This window comes from Serratia sp. (in: enterobacteria) (assembly GCF_052400455.1).
GTDB classification, from domain to species: domain Bacteria; phylum Pseudomonadota; class Gammaproteobacteria; order Enterobacterales; family Enterobacteriaceae; genus Serratia; species Serratia ureilytica.
Window position 1 is genome coordinate 2506072 of record NZ_CP185812.1, and the last position, 18289, is coordinate 2524360.

12 protein-coding genes and 1 pseudogene are annotated in these 18289 nt (G+C 62.9%); 8 read left to right on the plus strand and 5 right to left on the minus strand.

The window, feature by feature from the left end; all coding sequences use genetic code 11:
• The first annotated feature begins 10 nt into the window (after positions 1-10).
• Positions 11-388 carry a VOC family protein gene (locus ACORQT_RS12205; RefSeq protein ID WP_164058023.1) on the plus strand — a complete coding sequence of 126 codons (378 nt, stop codon included), beginning with the start codon at positions 11-13 and terminating at the stop codon, positions 386-388.
• 80 nt (positions 389-468) lie between these two features.
• On the opposite strand, the gene ACORQT_RS12210 is transcribed toward ACORQT_RS12205, so the two are convergent.
• Positions 469-927: a YbaK/EbsC family protein gene (locus ACORQT_RS12210; RefSeq protein ID WP_047026100.1), complete on the minus strand. Its 459-nt coding sequence runs from the start codon at positions 925-927 to the stop codon at positions 469-471.
• Between the two features lie 168 nt (positions 928-1095).
• Here ACORQT_RS12210 and ACORQT_RS12215 point away from each other — a divergent pair, with 168 nt between their 5' ends.
• Both ACORQT_RS12215 and ACORQT_RS12220 read left to right on the plus strand, forming a co-directional pair.
• A complete protein-coding gene (locus ACORQT_RS12215) occupies positions 1096-1521 on the plus strand; it encodes a DUF2231 domain-containing protein (protein ID WP_164058022.1) in 426 nt (141 codons plus the stop codon).
• Positions 1522-1531: 10 nt separating this feature from the next.
• Positions 1532-2833 carry a PQQ-dependent sugar dehydrogenase gene (locus ACORQT_RS12220; RefSeq protein ID WP_164058021.1) on the plus strand — a complete coding sequence of 434 codons (1302 nt, stop codon included), beginning with the start codon at positions 1532-1534 and terminating at the stop codon, positions 2831-2833.
• A gap of 39 nt (positions 2834-2872) precedes the next feature.
• Here the strand turns inward: ACORQT_RS12220 and ACORQT_RS12225 are convergent, their stop codons facing one another.
• The gene (locus tag ACORQT_RS12225; protein ID WP_149542438.1) at positions 2873-3481 is read right to left on the minus strand and encodes a class I SAM-dependent DNA methyltransferase; all 609 of its coding nucleotides are present in this window, start codon (positions 3479-3481) and stop codon (positions 2873-2875) included.
• Between the two features lie 174 nt (positions 3482-3655).
• On the opposite strand from ACORQT_RS12225, the gene ACORQT_RS12230 reads away from it, so the two are divergent.
• The 4 genes from ACORQT_RS12230 (at position 3656) to ACORQT_RS12245 (ending at position 7308) form a co-directional block, all read left to right on the plus strand.
• Positions 3656-4111: a DUF2946 domain-containing protein gene (locus ACORQT_RS12230; protein ID WP_239507501.1), complete on the plus strand. Its 456-nt coding sequence runs from the start codon at positions 3656-3658 to the stop codon at positions 4109-4111.
• Positions 4112-4333: 222 nt separating this feature from the next.
• Complete coding sequence (locus tag ACORQT_RS12235) at positions 4334-6400, plus strand: TonB-dependent copper receptor (protein WP_164058026.1); 2067 nt, start codon at positions 4334-4336, stop codon at positions 6398-6400.
• A gap of 141 nt (positions 6401-6541) precedes the next feature.
• The gene (locus ACORQT_RS12240) at positions 6542-6703 is read left to right on the plus strand and encodes a hypothetical protein (RefSeq protein WP_193160129.1); all 162 of its coding nucleotides are present in this window, start codon (positions 6542-6544) and stop codon (positions 6701-6703) included.
• A 125-nt stretch (positions 6704-6828) separates the two neighbouring features.
• Entirely contained in the window at positions 6829-7308 is a 480-nt protein-coding gene (locus tag ACORQT_RS12245; protein WP_072627640.1) for a GNAT family N-acetyltransferase, read from the plus strand.
• A gap of 101 nt (positions 7309-7409) precedes the next feature.
• Here the strand turns inward: ACORQT_RS12245 and ACORQT_RS12250 are convergent, their stop codons facing one another.
• A complete protein-coding gene (locus ACORQT_RS12250) occupies positions 7410-7964 on the minus strand; it encodes an NAD(P)H-dependent oxidoreductase (RefSeq protein ID WP_033650374.1) in 555 nt (184 codons plus the stop codon).
• A gap of 101 nt (positions 7965-8065) precedes the next feature.
• Between ACORQT_RS12250 and ACORQT_RS12255 the strand changes: the two genes are divergently transcribed.
• Positions 8066-8425 carry a winged helix-turn-helix transcriptional regulator gene (locus ACORQT_RS12255; RefSeq protein WP_033643111.1) on the plus strand — a complete coding sequence of 120 codons (360 nt, stop codon included), beginning with the start codon at positions 8066-8068 and terminating at the stop codon, positions 8423-8425.
• Positions 8426-8429: 4 nt separating this feature from the next.
• Here ACORQT_RS12255 and entS read toward each other — a convergent pair.
• Positions 8430-9711: pseudogene (gene entS, locus ACORQT_RS12260) on the minus strand (enterobactin transporter EntS).
• 58 nt (positions 9712-9769) lie between these two features.
• A complete protein-coding gene (locus ACORQT_RS12265) occupies positions 9770-18280 on the minus strand; it encodes an amino acid adenylation domain-containing protein (protein WP_444859420.1) in 8511 nt (2836 codons plus the stop codon).
• Between the last annotated feature and the right edge of the window lie 9 nt (positions 18281-18289).

An 18289-nucleotide genomic window follows, 5' to 3' on the forward strand; every position in this document is an offset into this window, starting at 1 on the left:
GGACATCCCCATGTTTGACCATGTGAAATTTGGCGTCAGCGACTTTGCTCTGAGCAAAGCGTTTTTCCTTAATGCGCTGGCGCCGCTGGGCGTAAAGATCGTTGCCGAAGGTAAACCCGATTATGGCGTTGAGCTGTGTCCCGATCGGGGTAACGTGTCATTATGCCTGTTTCAGACCGATGAAAAACCGGCGCATCTGCACCTGGCATTTACCGCAAGCAGCCGTGAACAGGTCGATGCGTTCTATCACGCCGCGTTAAGCGCCGGCGGCAAAGACAATGGCGCGCCCGGTTTACGCCCCAATTATCATGCCCACTACTATGCGGCGTTTGTCATTGGTCCGGATGGGCATAATATCGAGGCGGTTTGCCACAATGCGATAGCCTAGTTTTCCATTTAAAAACAAATAATTATACAGAGAAAAGACTCTGTATTTAACATAACGCATTGTGACGATGTCACTATTAGTTACCCCGTCACGTCAATCCACTCCGCTCCCGTGACGCCGGCCAGCCGCTGTGGCGCAATTCTCACGCCAGAGTTATCGCTGCCGCCTGCCGGAAGCACTTCATCGAAAGCGCGCAGGCTATGATCGCAGTAGATCCTCACCGCCTCCGGTGCGGCAAAGGGACAAACGCCGCCGGGCGGATAGCCGGTTAATGCTTCAACCTCTTCCGCCGGCAGCATACGCGCCTTCACGCCGAAGAATTGCTTGTACTTCTTGTTGTCGATTCTGGCAGTTCCCGCCATCACCAGCAGCACCACATCGCCGTTAACGCGAAACGAAAGCGTCTTGGCGATCTGCCCGCTCTCCACGCCAAAGGCTTCTGCCGCCAGCGCCACCGTTGCGGTGTTCTTTGCCAGCACCGTCACCGTCGTCTCCGGTGCGTGCTCGGCCAGAAAACGCTGAACGCGTTCTATGCTCATGCCCTGCCTCCTGATATTGCTAAACCATTGATAATGCCGAAGTGATGGTTTCGGTTTTAACATCGCATGCTAAAAATGAGAATCAAAATTGTTCAAATCGCTGGATCTGAACAAAGCTTTAAGGGGCCAATGGCCTTTTTACCCATCATTTTTCATGGAGATGCCTGCATGACCACGCAAACGACAGCAAGGCCCTCAGCGGCCGCAGTGGCCGTCTATGAATGGCTCAACCCGATACCTTACGGATTTTTCACCGCGGCGCTGATTTTCGACATCATTTATGTCTGTACCGCTAATATTCAGTGGGTCAATGGCGCAAGTTGGCTAATTGCCATCGGCCTGATTTTTGCCATCATTCCCCGCCTGATTAACCTGGTACAGGTATGGTTCGGCAGCGCTCGGCTGCGGGGATCGTCGGTCAAACTCCATTTCTGGCTGAATTTGCTGGCCATCGTTCTCGCCATTATCAACGCTTTCGTGCATAGCCGGGATGCGTATGCCGTGGTGCCCCAAGGCCTGGTGCTGTCTGCGATCGTGGTCGCGCTGCTCAGCCTGGCGAATATTCTGCTGGCCCTTGGGGCCCGCGCAAAATAAGGAGGTTTTCATGAAGCTCTCATCTCTGGCGCTCACCCTTTCCGCCGTTTTGGCCTTGGCCGGCTGCGATAACAGCGCCGTCATTTCGCCAGAGCAACAAATGGGCCCGGACCCGACGTTGCCGGCGGCGCAAGACTTTCTGATGCCGCCGATGCAGGTGCCTAAGGGCGTTGGCTGGCAACAAGATCAGACGCCGAAAGTGGCGGAAGGCTTGAAAATCGATAAGGTGGCAGACGATTTGCTTCATCCGCGTCAGTTGCTCACGCTGCCCAATGGCGATGTGTTGGTCGTGGAGGCCAACGGGCCGGGCACGGAAGCGGTGAGCACGCCCAAGCAGCTGATCGCCGGCCTGGTGAAAGGCCAATCCGGTAAAGGCGGCAAAGGGGGCAATCGCATCACCCTGCTGCGCCCGACCGCCGGCGGCAACTGGGAAAAGCACGTCTTCCTCGAGGGGCTCGATTCCCCGTTCGGCGTCCAGTTGATTGGCAATACGCTGTACGTGGCCAATACCGGCAATATCATGCAGTACGCCTATCAGCCAGGCGAAACGCGCATCAGCGATCCGGGCAAAGAACTGGCCGACCTGCCGGACACCATCAACCATCACTGGACCAAGGCCCTGCTGGCCAGCCCGGACGGGAAAAAGCTGTATGTCGGCGTCGGTTCCAACAGCAACATCACCGAAAACGGCCTGGCCGTAGAGTACCGGCGCGCCGCCGTGCTGGAAGTGGACACCGCCTCCGGCGCCAGCCGCATCTTCGCCAGCGGCCTGCGCAACCCGACCGGGCTGCAGTGGGAGCCGCAAAGCGGCAAGCTGTGGGCGATTGTCAACGAGCGTGACGAAATCGGCGCCGATCTGGTGCCGGATTACCTGACCTCGGTGCAAGACGGCGGTTTCTACGGCTGGCCTTACAGCTATTTCGGCCAGCACGTCGATCGGCGGGTACAGCCGCCGCGGCCGGATCGGGTGGCGAAAGCCATCAAGCCGGATTACGCGCTCAGCTCGCACGTCGCGCCGCTGGGGCTGCTGTTCTACACCGCGAGCGCTCTGCCGGCCGACTATCGCGGCGGCGCTTTTATCAGCGAGCACGGCAGTTGGGATCGCTCGCCGCTGAACGGCTATCGGGTCAGCTATGTAGCGTTTGAGCAAGGCAAACCGGTCGGCAAGCTCAAAGCGGTGGTCACCGGCTTTGTCTCCGATGATGAGAAGGAACTCTATGGCGCCCCTGTGGGGCTGGCTGTCGATAAGACCGGCGCTTTGCTGGTTGCGGATGACGTCGGCAATACTGTCTGGCGCGTCAGCGCGAAGTAAGGTTACGGGCGGGTTTCGGTGAACTCGCCCGTGACATTGTCACTCACTCCTCTGCGCCAGCCAGATCGTTCTTCCCCCGCAGGCGGGATCTTCCACGATATGGTCGACCACGCGGAAGCCGTTCTCCTGCAATAAACGCCTATACTCTTCCGGCGCCAGGCTGGCGTGAAACAACGGCTGGCCTTCGAAGCTGCCGATCGCCACGCCGTCTGCAGGGCCGCTGGTGAACATCAGTGCGGCATGCGGATTGGCATGCCGTCTGAACAGCGGAAACATGCGGCGCTGATCGTCGCGCGCCAGATGAAAGAAACTGTCCCAGGCCAGCAGGCCGTCGAACCGGGTCGCCAAATCCAGCTGGCGCATATCCATTTGCCGCCACTCCTGCTGTGGAAAACGCTGCCGGCAGCGCGCGATCATCGCCTGCGCACCGTCGATGCCGGTCACCCGATGCCCCTGTTCGATAAAATAGGCGGCGATCGGCGCGCCATTGCCGCAGCCGAGATCCAGCAGCTGCGCGTTGGCCGGGGTAAGCTGCAAAAAGCGGTCGAGCCACGGCCGTTCAAACAGCGTGGTAGGTCTGAGGCGTTCCCAGGCGGCGGCATGTTCGTCATAAAGCGGAATAATCGTGCTCGCCAGTTTTTCCGTCATTAATATTGTCCCCGTCACGTTATTGGCGTAAGAAAATAGCCTTTGGTCAGAATTAAAGCGCTTATCCGATAATATATTCATCAACAGAGCGTTGACCAGAAATAAAAGGTTTTAACATTTCGACATAAACCAGTACAATTCCCTCCCCTGTGTTAACCCTTTTTTAGGTTGATTGTGTCGTTAATTCAGCCCCCTGCATCACGTAACCGGGCCGCCGCCTGGTTAGGGATGTTCGCCATTCTGATGTTGTTCATTGCGCCGGTGGTCTCGCGATCCCTGGAGCATGCGCGCGCCGGAAGTGCTGAAACGACCGTCATGGCGGACTGCGGCATGGCGATGCCGATGCATCATGAGATGCATTCGCCGCCGGCCGCGCCGGAAAAGGCCGCATCGCCGATGATGCAGCACGGCGGCGGCCACCACAACATGGCGATGATGATGGACGACAGCGCCTGCGGCTACTGCGTGCTGTTGCTGCACGCGCCGCTGCTGGACGTGAGCCACGCCCCGCTGTTCTGGTCTCAATCTCTGGCCTCGCGCCCGCCGCCGACTCATTATCTCGTTCCCCTGTTTGCCCACGTCGTTCATACCGAATTACAGCCGCGCGCGCCGCCCGTCTCTTTCCTCTGATTTAATAATACCCCATTGCCGTTTCTGTATTGCCGTTGATCGTTTCAACATGGCGGAATTAATACGCCCAATGGTTATGCATTGAGACGACATTATTAGCCCGGTTATTTCCACGTTGAGGGAATTAACCCCCGTATTTTCCGATGGTGATTTTCGCCAGGCATCCCCACGCCTGAATAAATCGCCGGAGAATAATGGAAAAAGTTAGCTTAAGGAAAGATGATGTTTAAACCCGCTTATAAAAAGAACGCCGTCACCCGCGCAATCACCACCGCCATGCCGCTGTTCCTGCTGGCCGGCCACGCGGCGCAGGCGCATCAGCACCCTACCGACGCACAGGTTAATGATGGCGACGTGATCACCGTCACCGCACCGCTCTACTCTCCGCTGACCATCGTGACGTCACCGAAAACCCCGCGTCAGCCGGTGCCCGCCAGCGACGGTTCGGACTATCTGAAAACCATCCCCGGTTTTTCGCAGATCCGCAACGGCGGCACCAACGGCGATCCGGTATTTCGCGGCATGTTCGGTTCGCGGCTGAAAATTCTCACTGACGGTTCGGAGATGCTCGGCGCCTGCCCATCGAGAATGGATGCGCCCACCTCTTACATCTCGCCGGAAAGCTTCGATCTGCTGACCATCACCAAAGGGCCGCAGACGGTGCTGTGGGGGCCGGGTTCGTCGGCGGGCACGGTGCGTTTCGAACGTGAACGTCCGCGCTTCGACAAACCGGGCATCAAGGGCAACGCCAGCGTGCTGACCGGCTCCAATGGCCGCTGGGACGAGAATATCGACGCCAGCCTCGGTGCCGAACAAGGTTACCTGCGGGTGATGGCCAACAAGTCGCGCGCCAACGATTACCAGAACGGAACGAATACGCGCGTGCCATCGCGCTGGGACAAATGGAACGGCGATCTGGCGCTCGGCTGGACGCCGGATGCCGACACGCTGCTGGAAGTGACGATGGGGCGCGGCAACGGCGAAGCGCGCTATGCCGGCCGCAGCATGGACGGTTCGCAGTTCAAACGCGAAAGCCTGGGCATGCGGGTGGAGAAATCCAACATCGGCGAGGTGCTGGATAAGTTGGAAGCGCAGGTCTACTACAACTACGCCAACCACGTGATGGACAACGTGACCCTGCGTTCGCCGGGCAGCGGCGGCATGGGCGGCCACGGTGGGCATGGCGGCATGAGCATGGGGGGCCACGGCGGGCACATGATGTCTTCCAGCATGACGATGCAGCTCGATCGCCGCACCGTCGGCGGCCGCGTGATGGGCACCTGGCAGTGGCAGGACGTGAAGCTTGAAAGCGGCCTGGACACGCAGACCAATACCCACCGCAGCATGAGCCGCGGCAGCTGGGAAAAAGACGCCCAGTTCAACAGCTACGGCGCCTTCGGCGAGCTGACGTGGTCCACCAGCGAGCAGGATAAGCTGATCGGCGGCGCGCGTCTCGATCGCACCCTGGTGGAGAACTTCCGCAGCGGCAGCGATGTGGAACGTTCAGACACCCTGCCGAGCGGCTTTATGCGCCTGGAGCATACGCTGGCCGAGCTGCCGCTGATGCTGTATGCCGGCGTCGGCTATACCGAGCGCTTCCCGGATTACTGGGAGCTGTTCTCGCCGAAGCTGGGTCCGAACGGCAGCAAGGATCCGTTCTCCAGCGTCAAGAGCGAGAAAACCACGCAGCTCGACATCGGCGCGCAGTACAACGGCAAGCGCTTCAACGGCTGGGTCTCCGCGTATGTGGGCCGCGTCGATGATTTCATCCTGTTCAAATACGATCCGCACAATGCGCGTCTCAGCCAGGCCGATAACGTCAACGCCAACATTATGGGCGGCGAAATGGGCATGGGTTATCAACTGAGCGAGCACTGGAAAACCGACGCCAGCCTGGCCTACTCCTGGGGTAAAAACGCCAGCGACGGCCGCCCGCTGCCGCAGATCCCGCCGCTGGAGGCACGCTTGGGGCTGACCTATGAGTACGGCGACTGGAGCGGCACCGGCCTGTGGCGACTGGTCAGCAGCCAGCACCGCGTGGCGATCAACGAAGGCAACGTGGTAGGTAAAGACTTTGCCGATAGCGCCGGCTTCGGCGTGCTCTCCGCCAACGCCGCCTACAAGGTGAATAAGAACGTCAAGCTGAGCGCCGGTCTGGATAATATCCTGAACAAGACCTACAGCGAGCACCTCAACCTGGCGGGCAACAGCGCCTTCGGCTATTCGGCCAACAGCGCGGTGAATGAACCGGGCCGCACCCTGTGGGCCAAGGTTAACGTCACCTTCTAAGCCGTTCACCGGGCGATGGGCAACCGTCGCCCGGTCAAGCGATATGCGATCCGGTTCTTAGGATATGAGTTTTAAGTTTTTCCCATCCGGTTTAGCGGCGATTACTATCACCCTCAACGTAATCAACGATCCGGAGGGAATATGCAAAAGCTCACTCGTTTTCTGGCCCTGCTCGGCGAGCTGATGATTGAAAAAGCCGACGATGTCGCGCCGCAGGCTGCTCAGCCTGACGATCGCGACGACGCGTTGCCACCGCGCCTCGAGCGCGGTGTTGCGCTGGCCGACCGCTTCCTGTTCATGTAATTCCCGCGCTGTTTTTTGTCCCGCACGTTCCGGTATTTCATTACCGGACGCCTGCGTCTATCTTCTTTCGATGGTTCCAGCAGATTCCTTACGCCTGAAACCCCTGTGGAGGAGATAGCAACGCAATGAAGATCAGAACGATAACCCCGCAAGACGCTGAAGCGCTGACGCAGTTATTGAATGAGGTGATCAGAGCCGGCGGCACGACCGCGATAGAAACGCCCCTCACCCCAGCCGAGTTCAGCGAATGGTTCATCAGCGGCGACAATGCGCTGAGTTGCCAGGTCGCGGAGGTGGATGGCGTGTTGGTGGGCTTTCAGTCGCTGAGCGTTGACGATGCACTGCCGCCCGATACCGCAGATATTGCCACCTTTTCCCGCCTGTCGCCGAAGGTACGTGGCGTTGGCAGCGCGCTGTTTCCCGTCACGTTAGCGGCAGCGAAGTCGCACGGTTTCAAGCACATCAACGCCACCATCCGGGCGGATAACGTGGGCGGTCTCGCCTATTATCAAAAAATGGGCTTTCGCGATTACGATCGTCTGCTGCAGGTGCCGCTCAGCGATGGCACGCCGGTCGACAGAATCAAAAAGCGCTTTTCCGTTTAATCAGCAGCCCCTGAAAGCGCATCTCGCGCCGGGGCAAGACGGTTTCGGCGTTCACATCAAGTAACCGGATGCGCACTCCCTGGCGCATCCGGGGAGTCTCGTTAATTCAGAGCGGCGAGAAATGCCCGATAGCCCTGCGCGCTGCTGTCCAACTCGTGCTGCTGAACCTGCTCTGCCGTCCCGTCCGAAGCGGCTTCCTTGCCGTAAAAGGCAAAGAACGAAGCATAGTCGGCCCGCACATAATCGGCGGTCACTTCAAACGGCCGGAAGATCTCCTCCAGCGAGTAGCGATAACGCCCTTCACGCGCGTAATCTTCTGCGCGCACGCCCGCCGTGACCGCCAGCGCCAGTTTCTTGTTCTGCATCTTATAGCCACTGCGAGAACCGTAGGCCCAGCCGTAGGTGAGCACGTCGTCCAGCCATTTTTTCAGCAGCGGCGGGCTGCTGAACCAGTAAATCGGGAATTGCAGCACGATGTTGTCATGCGCTTCAATCAACTGCTGTTCCCTGGCGACGTCGATCTGCCAGTCCGGATAGGCCTGATGCAGTTCGTGCACGGTATACAGCGCCGGATAGCGCCGCAGTTCCTCCAGCCAACGTTTGTTGACCACCGAATTCGCCATATCGGGATGTGTCACTACCACCAACGTTTTCATACTGATCTCTCCAGTCAGGTGTTTCGACGCATCTTAGGGTATGCTGACAGAATGTAAAATACGCACACTCACGACACATACTTACCCTGGAGAAAGTGTAAATGACCGCCGAATCCCACTGCAGCCCTACGGGCATCAGCCTTGAAGACACCGGTTATGGCTACACCCTGTCGGTGATCAACGGTAAATACAAAATGATTATTCTCTACTGGCTGGCGTTGTATAAGCCGGTATTGCGGTTCAACGAACTGCAGCGCTGCATTGGCACCATTTCGTACAAGACGCTCAGTTCGACGTTGAAAGAGCTGGAAAAAGACCGTCTGGTGGTGAGAAAGGAGTATCCGCAGATCCCGCCCAAGGTGGAGTACAGCCTGTCCGAGCGCGGGCGTTCGCTGATCCCGGTGATCGACATGATGTGCGACTGGGGGGAGCGGCACCGGCCGGAACAGCCGGCGCCGTGAGGGGTTAGTTGTCCGCCGCCGCTGAGGTTGCCGGAGCCGGCTCATCGTGCTCGACCAACGCGTCCGCCGGCCGGCACTGGCGCAGCGTGCGCACGCTGAAGGCCACCAGCACGCCGAGCACTGCGGCGAATGCGCCAAACGACAGCACGCTCATCAATGGGGTGAACACCCTGCCCAGTACGCCGAGCCCCAGCGCGCCGATCGAATCGCCGGTCACGTCCTGCGCGGTGCCGAGGCTATTCACCCGCCCCAGCAGATGATCCGGCGTATTGCTCTGGATCAGCATGAACTGCAAGAGCGAGGCGATGGCATTGGCGTAGCCGTAACACACCAGCGCCAGCAGCGCCGGCGCCAGATGGCTGAACAGCCCCAGTGACGCGATGGCGGTGAACGCGACGATAGCGGCGATCAGGATCAGCACCCCAGGGCGAGGGAAACGCCCCACCCAGCCGCTGGTCAGCGCGCCCAGCATCGCACCGAGCGGCACTGCGGAGTACATCAGGCCAATAGAGGACGCGCCGACGTGGTAAGCGTCCTGCGCCAGCGCCGGAAACAGTACCCTCACGGCGCCGACGATGCTCATCAACATCCCCAGCAACACCACCGAGCCGACCACCTTATTGCGCCAGACAAACTGGAAGCCGCTGGCGAGCGCGCGCAGTGGGTGTTCCGGCTCCTGCTGCTGCGGCAGCAGCGTCGGCAAGCGTACCAGCGGCACAAGGGTGCCCAGCGTCCCTGCCGCCGCGACGGCGAAAGCGAGACCGACGCCGCCGAACACGATGATGATCCCCCCAGCGCTGGCGCCAGGATCGCGCCGATGCGCACCGTCACCATGCTCAAGGCCCCCGCCGCCGCCAGGTTTTCGCGCCCGACCAGCAGCGGGATCACCGCCATCAGCGCCGTCATGCCGAGCGCGCCGAAGAACCCGTCCCACGCCGCCAGCAGATAGAGCGCCCACAGCGACGGGGCCGGCGCGAAGGCATTCAGACTCAGGGCGACAAAGCCCAGCCCGCAGGTGCCGCGCGCGAACAGGATCAGCTTGCGGCGATCGTAGCGATCGGCGAGCACCCCGCCCAACATCAGGCCGATAAACATGCCTACGCCGTCCAGCGCCACCGCCACGCCCACCTGCAACGTGGAGCCGGTCATCGCCTGGATCTGAATCGGCACCCCCACCGCCAGCATGCCGAGGGAAAACACCGACAGCATGCGGGCGCAGAAAATCGCACGAAAATGCGCATTGCTTCTCAGCAAACTGAAATCAAGAAAAAAGAAGGTCTGGCCATAGTGTCCTGCATATCATGTTTTAGTACGGGCCGTGGCGCACGCCCCGGCCCGGTTGCGTTATACCAACCCGTATTGCCGCGTCAGCAGCGAATGCAATAGCGGCCCTAGCGTCTCCAGCGAGGCCGGCGACAGAATGTCCGCGTGCTCGCAACCTTGGTGATGACAGATCAGCCGATCCAGATACGGCGCCCACACGGCGTTGATGTCCATCAATGGCGGCAGCGTCCGATCGGCGACAAACAGCGTCGCCGTGCCGTGGAAACGCTGACTGCGCGCCTGAGAAAGAAGGCGCACCGCGTCACGATAGTTGGCGACGATGCTGTCGAACATCGCCGCCTTCTCCGCCATCAGCGTCGGATCGCCATGATCTTCCGCCATAAACTCGGCCTGTTCCTGCGCCACCTCCTTCTGCGCCTCTTCCTCGGTGGGGCCGGTCCAGTCCTGGCCTTCCGGCGGATAGGTATCCAGCATGCCGAGGAACGCCACCTCTTCACCCTGCTGCTGCAGACGCGCGGCCATCGAATGCGCCAGCGTGCCGCCGAGCGAATAGCCCAGCAGGTAGTAAGGCCCCTGCGGCTGCAGGCGGCGCAGAGTGGCGAGATGACGATCGACCATCTGCTCAATGTCCTCACAGGTGGCGATGACGCCGTCCGGTCTTGGCGACTGCAGACCGATGATCGGGTAACTCCCCGGCAGATACCGGCTCAGCCCCGAGTACTGCCAGGCGAAACCGGAAGCCGGATGCAGGCAGAACAGCGCCGGGCCTTGGCCCGCCCGCAGCTGCAGGCACTCGCCGACGCCGCGGCTCTCGGCCGAGCCGGCGGCCTGCGCATCATCGAGCAGGTGCGCCATTTTCTCCAGACTGCGGGCGAACATGATCTGCCCGACGCTCAACGGCCGGGTGACGCGCCGACGCAGCTCCGCCGCCAGGCGCATCGCCAGCAGCGAGTGGCCGCCCAACGCGAAGAAGTCGTCGTCGGCATACACCGTCTCGCGCCCCAGCAGTTCGCTGAACAGCGCCGCCAGCAGGCGCTCGCTGTCGCTGTGCGGCACGCGGCCGCTCTGCGGGCTCAGCTGCGGCCGAGGCAACGCTTTGCGATCCAGCTTGCCGCTAGCGCTGAGCGGGAAGCTGTCGGTCATGACATAGCTGACCGGCATCATGTGCGCCGGCAAACGCGCCTCCAGCGCCTGATGCAGGACGGCGGTATCCAGCGTCACGCCCGGCTGGGCGATCAGCCAGGCGACCAACTGCCGCATATCGGCGCCGCCCAGCCCCGTCGCGCCCTCACCCAGTTCGATGGCGTGCACCGCCGCCTGCGCTACTCCCGGCTGCGCCAGCAGCGCCTGTTCGATTTCGCCCAGTTCGATGCGCTGGCCGCGGATCTTCAGCTGATCGTCGCTGCGCCCCAAATACTCGACGCTGCCGTCTTCCAGCCAGCGGGCGATATCGCCGGTGCGATACATGCGCGCCCCGTTGCCGGCGGGATCGGCGACAAACCGCTGCGCCGTCAATCCCGGCCGATGCAGATAGCCGTCGGCCAGCTGAATGCCGCGCAGGTAGAGATCGCCGGCGCAGCCGACGGGCACCGGCCGCAGCATGGCGTCGAGAATGCTCAGTTGGGTGTTCCAGACCGGTTTGCCGATCGGCACGCCGGCGCCGCTCACCGCCGCCAATGCCTCGCCGGACGCCGGTTGATAGGTGACATCAACCGCCGCCTCCGTCGGGCCATACAGGTTATGCAGCGGCGCGGCGACCAACGCCTGGTAGCGGGATGCCAGTTCACACGACAACGCCTCACCGCTGCAGAACACGCGTTTCAGGCTGGCGGCGGCGCGCTGCGGCGCACGTTCGTTCAGCGCCTCAACCCAGATAGCCAACATGGACGGAACGAAATGCAGCGTGGTTACGCCATAGTCGTCGATCAACGTCGTCAGCGCCTGCGGATCGCGGTGCGCCTCCGGCGGCGCCATCACCAGGCGCGCGCCGACCATCAGCGGCCAGAAGAACTCCCAGACGGAAACGTCGAAGCTGCACGGCGTTTTCTGCAATACCACGTCCTGCGCATCGAGCGAATACTCATGCTGCATCCAGAACAGACGGTTGACGATCGCCCGGTGGTTCACCACCACCCCTTTCGGCCGCCCGGTAGAGCCCGAGGTATACAGGACGTAGGCGGGATAATCGCCGTTCCCCGCCGGTGCGCGCTGCATCGGGGCGCGCCCGCTGTCGTCCAGCGCATCGAACCGCAACGTCGGCGCCAGCGCGGCAAAACGGGCATCCAAGGCGCTCTCGGTGATAATCAGCCGTGGCTTGGCGTCTGCCACCATGTAGGCCAGACGCTCATCCGGGTAACCGGTATCCAGCGGCAGCCAGGCGGCGCCGGTTTGCACAATCGCCGTCAGCGCCAGGCTGAGGCGCACGGAACGCGGCAACGCCACCGCGACGATATCGCCCGGCTGAATGCCCGCCGCCGTCAGCTGTTCGGCCAACAGCGCGGCCTGGCGCTGCATGTCACGGTAGCTGAGGGTGTGCCCGGCATCCTGCAACGCGATGCGTTCCGGCGTGCGCCGAGCTTGATCGGCGATCGCCTGATGCAAGGTGGTGTCCGCTACCGCCTGTGCGGTGCGGTTGACCGCCGCGATCAACGCCTGTTCCTGCGGGGTTTGCAATTGCCAGCGCGGCAACGGCAGATCCGGTTGCGCAATCCATTGTTGCAGCAGCGCCATCAGCCGCGCGGCGAAGCGTTCAGGCTGCGGCACCGAGTCACGGTACTCCATCAGCAGACGCAGACGCTCGCCGGGCAGCACCAGCAACGTCAGCGGATAGTGGGTATAGCCTTTGTTGCGGATGGCGTCGCAGCGCAGGGAACCTGTGCCGCCGAGCAAGGCATCGTTGTCCGGGTAGTTCTCCACCACCAACAGCGTATCGAACAGCGTGCCCGCGCCGGCCAGGTGCTGGATCTCACCCAATCCCAAATCGTCGTGCTCCAGCAGTTCAATCTGCCGGTGTTGCAGAGCGGTCAGCTGTTCCGTCAACGGCCGGCCGTTTTCCAGCCGTACGCGTACCGGCAGCGTGTTGCTGAACAGGCCAACGTGCTCTTCCACGCCGTCGATCTGGCCAAACCGCCCGGAAACCGGCGAGCCGAACACCACGTCCTGATGGCCGCAACAGCCGGCCAGCTGCAGCGCCCAGATGCCCTGCATCACGGTATTGAGCGTCAGCCCGCGTTCGCGGCACAGGGTCAGCAAACGCTGTTCCTCCGCCGGCGGCAGCGTCATTTCCAGCTCAAACACGCGGTCGTCCTGAGCCTCGCCAAACAGCAGCGTTGGCCGCACGTCCTGCAGCGTCTCGCGCCAGATGCGGCGCGAGGCGTCGGCATCCCGCGCGGCCAGGCGGCGCACGATATCGGCATAGTTCGAACGCAGCGGCGGCAACGCCGTTATCCCTTCACGCAATGCGAGCATCAGATCGTTGAGCACCACCGGCGTCGACCAGCCATCGACGATCAGGTGGTGGGCATTGAGGAACAGCGTGCAGCGTTCGCTCTCGCCGTGTTTGACCCACAGCGCATGCAGCATCGCGCCCGGCTGGTTAAACAGATCGCGCTGCAGCTCTTTCTGCTCCAGCTCATTCAGCGCCTGCATTTCTTGTTCGGCGGACAGCGGCGGCAGCCTGAGGCTGTCCAGCGGCCAATGGCTTTCCTGCGGTATCAGCTGCAGCGGTTCGCCCTCGCGGTTGAACCGGGCGGCCAGCTGCGGATGGCGGCGGATCACCGCATCCAGCGCCTGCTGGAGCCGTGGCGCGTCCAGTTCGCCGCAGAGGCTCAGGCGCGTCAGCGAGTTATAACTGCCGCCCTGCTGCGCCGTCTGGGCATGGAACAGCAAGCCGTGCTGCAAGGGCAACAGCGGTAGCGCATCGGCCAACGGCCCATACTCCCGCTCCCAGGCGCGCAGCGTTTCATCGTCGACGTTCGGTTGGGCGATCTCGGCCGCCGTCAACGTTGCCGCTGCGCGTTCGGGATGCCGTTCAGCAAACTCGCACAGCGCACGCACGGCCTGCTCGATGCCCCTATGCAGCGCCTCGATGTCGCTCGCGCTGAAGATGGCCTCCAGCCAGCTCCAGTTGATCGCCAGACACGCGCCGTCGCGCCGCTCTTCGACAAAGATGTTCACTTCCAGCCCGTAACACAGCGCCTGCTGCGTATCCTGCGCCACTGCGAAGGCGTCGCGGAAACGGGTCCGGCTGCGCTGCGGCGTCCAGTGTCCCTCATCCTGGCCGAAGCGCCCGAGGTAGTTGAACAAAATCTCCGGCGCATTGCGCTGCGCCAGCGCGGACAGTTCGTCACGCTGCGGATGTAAATAGCGCAGTTGACCATAGCCGATGCCGCGATCGGCCACCGCGCGCGTCACCCGTTTCACCGCGCGCACGGCCTCGTGGTGTTCGGCGTCATGCAGTTCGATGCACAGCGGGTACTCCGCCGTCAGCCACCCGACGGTGCGCGCCAGATCGAGGCTATCGTCCAGTTCGGCGCGGCCGTGCGACTCCAGCGAAAAACGCAGCGAAGCGGCCTGGAAATGACGCCGGCAGGCCAGCGCCAGCGCGCACAGCATGATCTCTTCGACCTGAGCGCGGTATCCCTGCGGCAAGGCGCCCAGCAGCGCGGCGGTCAGCCGGCTGTCGAGCAGCGTGCGCCGTTCGCTCACCGAAGCGAGACGATCGGTCTGCGGATCCAGCGCGCGTCGCCCCAAGCGCGGCACACCGTCCGCCAGCATCTGCCGCCAGAACGGCAGCTCGGTTTCCCGGCGTTCGGCGTCGGCCCGTAAACGCGCGGACCACTCATAGAGCGAGGTTTCCTCCGGCGGCAGCGCGATCGGCTGCCCCTGCATGGCGCTGTCGGCCGCTTGCCGCAGTTCGTCGAGCAGGATGCGCCAGGAAACGCCGTCAACCACCAGGTGGTGGATCGCCAGCACCAGCCCGAGGCTCTGCCCGTCACGCTGCAACAAGATGGCCTGCATCATGCTGCCCTCGGCCGGATTGAGGCGCGCCAGCGCGGCATCAAACGCCTGTTCCGCCGCGGTTTCCAGAGCGCCGGATACGGGATGATACTGCATCAATTCACCGGCGGCGGCGGTTTCAACCACCAACTGGCCGTCGCGGATCCGCGCGCCCAGCGCCGGGTGTGCCGTACGCAGCTGTTCCAACGCATAACGCAGCTGTGCCGGTTGCAATTCGGCAGGCACGCGCAGGAAAACGCCGTGCGCGAAGAGACGATGCATGTCGCCCGTCTCGGCAAACCAGTGCAGGATCGGCAGCCCGTCGATCGGCCCTTGCTGCACGCTGCGCGCGGCCTGAGATCCAACGGCCAGCGGCTGCATCGCCTGCGCCATGCGCGCGGGGGTGTGCAGCGCGAAGATCTCACGCGGCCGCAGCAGATACCCGTTGCGCCGCAGGGCGGTGCCCAGCCCCATCGCCGAGATGCTGTCGCCGCCGAGCGCGAAGAAATCGTCGTCGGCGCCGACGCGTTCCATCCCCAACAGCTGCGCCATGGCGCGGCAAATCAGCCTTTCCTGCTCGGTGGCCGGCTCGCGCAGGCTTTGCGCCAGCGTCTCCTGCGGATTGGGCAGCGCCTGACGGTCAATCTTGCCGTTAACGTTAAGCGGCAGCTCCGGCATCACCACCAGGATCGCCGGCACCATGTAATCCGGCAGACGCTGCGCCAACTGCGCCAGCAGCTCGCTCTGCAGCGCGGGTGAGGCGCGCCGCGCGTCATCCTGCACCGAGCAGTAACCGATCAGGCGATAGGTGGCGCCGATCGGCTCGGCGATCACCACCGCCCGCCCCACGTCCGGCAAGGCAGCCAGTGCGCTCTCCACTTCACCCAGTTCGACGCGGAAGCCGCGCACCTTGATTTGGTGATCGGTACGGCCAATGAACACCAGCTGGCCGTCCGCGCTCCAACGCATCAGATCGCCGCTGCGGTACATCACCTCGCCGTCGGCGAACGGATTGGCGACAAAGCGCGCCGCCGTCAGATCCGGGCGACGCAGGTAACCGCGCGCGATGCCCTTGCCTGAAATGTACAGTTCCCCCGCCGCGCCGATCGGCACCGGCTGCAGGCGACTGTCGAGCAGCCAGACTTCGGTATTGGCCAGGGGGCGCCCGATCACCGGCTGGTCTGCGGCCGTGACCGGCGCGCCGAGGGTATCGACGGTGTATTCGGACGGGCCGTAATAGTTATGGATCTCGACTTCCGGATGCTGCCGCATCAGGTTCCACAGCGTCGGCGTCGCCGCCTCGCCGCCGATCATCACAAACGCCGGCAGCGGGAACTGTCCCTTAAGCAGGCCGCAATCCACCAACTGCGAGAGGAACGACGGCGTGATGTCCAGCAGATCGATCGGGGTCTGTTGGGTCTGTTCGAGCAGCGCCCAGGGGTCGCGGCGCAGCTCTTCATCGAAGATAACCAGTTCGCTGCCCATCATCATGCAGAACAGCGGCTCCCAGGAGGAGTCGAAAGAGAACGAAGCGGTATGCCCGGCGCGCAGACGCCGCCCGCGGCGAGCCTGGAATTTTTCAATCGCCGGGCCGAACAGCGAGGCCTGATGCGACAAGAACAGGTTCAGCAGCCCGCGGTGCGTGGACATCACGCCTTTGGGTTTGCCGGTCGAACCGGAGGTGTAAATCATGTAGGCCAGATGCGCCTCGTTCAGCGGCACGCGCCGCTCTTCGTCCGATATCGGCGCGGCCTCGGCGGCCGCGCAGCGCGCCCGGCATTGCGCCTCATCGAGGCACATGATCTGCGGCAGATCCGGCATGTTGGCCCGCGTGTCGCTGTGGGTCAGCAGCATCACCGGCCGCGCGTCGTCGCACATCAGCGCCAGACGTTCACGCGGATAATCCAGATCGAGCGGCATATAGGCCGCGCCGCTGGCCAACACGCCAAACAGCGCGACCAGCGTGTCCACCGAGCGCGGAATGCCGATGGCGACCACGTCTTCGGCGCCGATGCCGCTTTCGATCAGCACGCGCCCCAGTTGCATCACCCGTTCACTGAGTTGACGGTAGCTGAGGCGCACATCGCCGCAGGTCACCGCCAACGCCTCGGGCTGTCGCTCAACCTGACGCTGGAAAGCGTCCATGATCGACACCATGCCCGCCGGCGGCGTCAGCTCAGCGCCGCGCCCCCAGGCCGCGAGTTGGCGCAGCTCCCCTTCGCTGACCAGCGCCAGTTGACCGTTCGGCTGATGCGGCCGCCGCGCCAGTTGCTGCAGCCAATGGCCAATGCGCTCCGCATGGCCTTGCAAGGTGCGCGGCGCGTATTTGGCCGGGTTGGCCACCAACGACAGCGTCAGCACGCCGCTTCGAAAACCGATCTCAAACTCGAGGTCGTCGACCGGCCCCATCGCCAGCGTATGGGTAACGGCCGCTTGACCGTCGAAGGACAAGGCGCTGTGGTAAACCTTGACGTTGACCACCGGGCCGTACAGCTCCTGATGGCCGCCGACCAGGCCGAGATCGCGTTTGATCTGCTCCGCCTCATAGCGTTGATGGCGCCGCACCTGTTTGATTTCCGCCGCGGTGGCCTGGCAGACATCCGCCAGCGACATCTCAGGCGTCACGTTCAGCAGCAGCGGCAGCACGTTAACCACCGGGCCGATCGCCGCCAGCGCCTGCGAGCCCATGCGGCGCATGAAAGGAAAACCGATGGAGAGCCGGGTTTCGCCGCTCATGCGCGCCAGATACATCGCCAGCGCCGCCGTGACGATATCGGCCGGTTGCAACGACTGCAGCGCCGCATCGCGCAGCGCTTCGTCAAACAGCGACTCCGGCAGCACCAGCGCCTGTTTGAGCGGCCGAGCGCCCGGTTCGACCTCGCGGTTTTCCGTCGCCAATGACAGCGGCGACGGCAGATCGCGCAGATGCTGCCGCCAGAATTCGGCCGCCCGCTGGCGTGCGGGCGACGTTTGCCATTGCTGAAACTCTTCCACCACCTTGCCGAACGGGGTAAACGGCGAGGCCGCCGGCGACAGCCCGTGGCGCAGCGCGCGGTAGATATCGGCGATCCGGCGGGTGATGGCCTCGAAGCTGAAGCCGTCCAGGGTCAGATGATGAAAGCGCTGGTACCAGAACCAGCGATCGGCGCTGATGCGGATCACCGCATGGCGATAGAGCGGGCGCTCGCCGTCCGCGGGCAGATCCTGCGCCAGATCGTCGTGCATCAGCGCCAGCGCCGCCTGCTCGGCGTCTGGCCGCGCGCTGAAGTCAAACCACTCCGGCGCCAGCACCCGCGCGGGATCCGCGTTTAGCGGTAAACGTTGCACCGGCTGGCCGTCCTGCGCCTCAAAGAAGCGCGCCTGAACCGTATCCGCCTCCGCCAGCCCCTGGCGAATCGCGCGCTCCAGCGCCGAACGATCGATATCGCCGTGCAGTTCGGTGTAGTGCGCCACGGCGAAGCTGTTGCGCCGCAGCGCGATTTGGTCGGCAATCCAGATCCCCGGTTGCGCCGCAACCAGCGGATAATCCCGATACTCGACCTGAGTATCCGGCAAAGAAAGCGTTTCTGACATGGTGTCTGT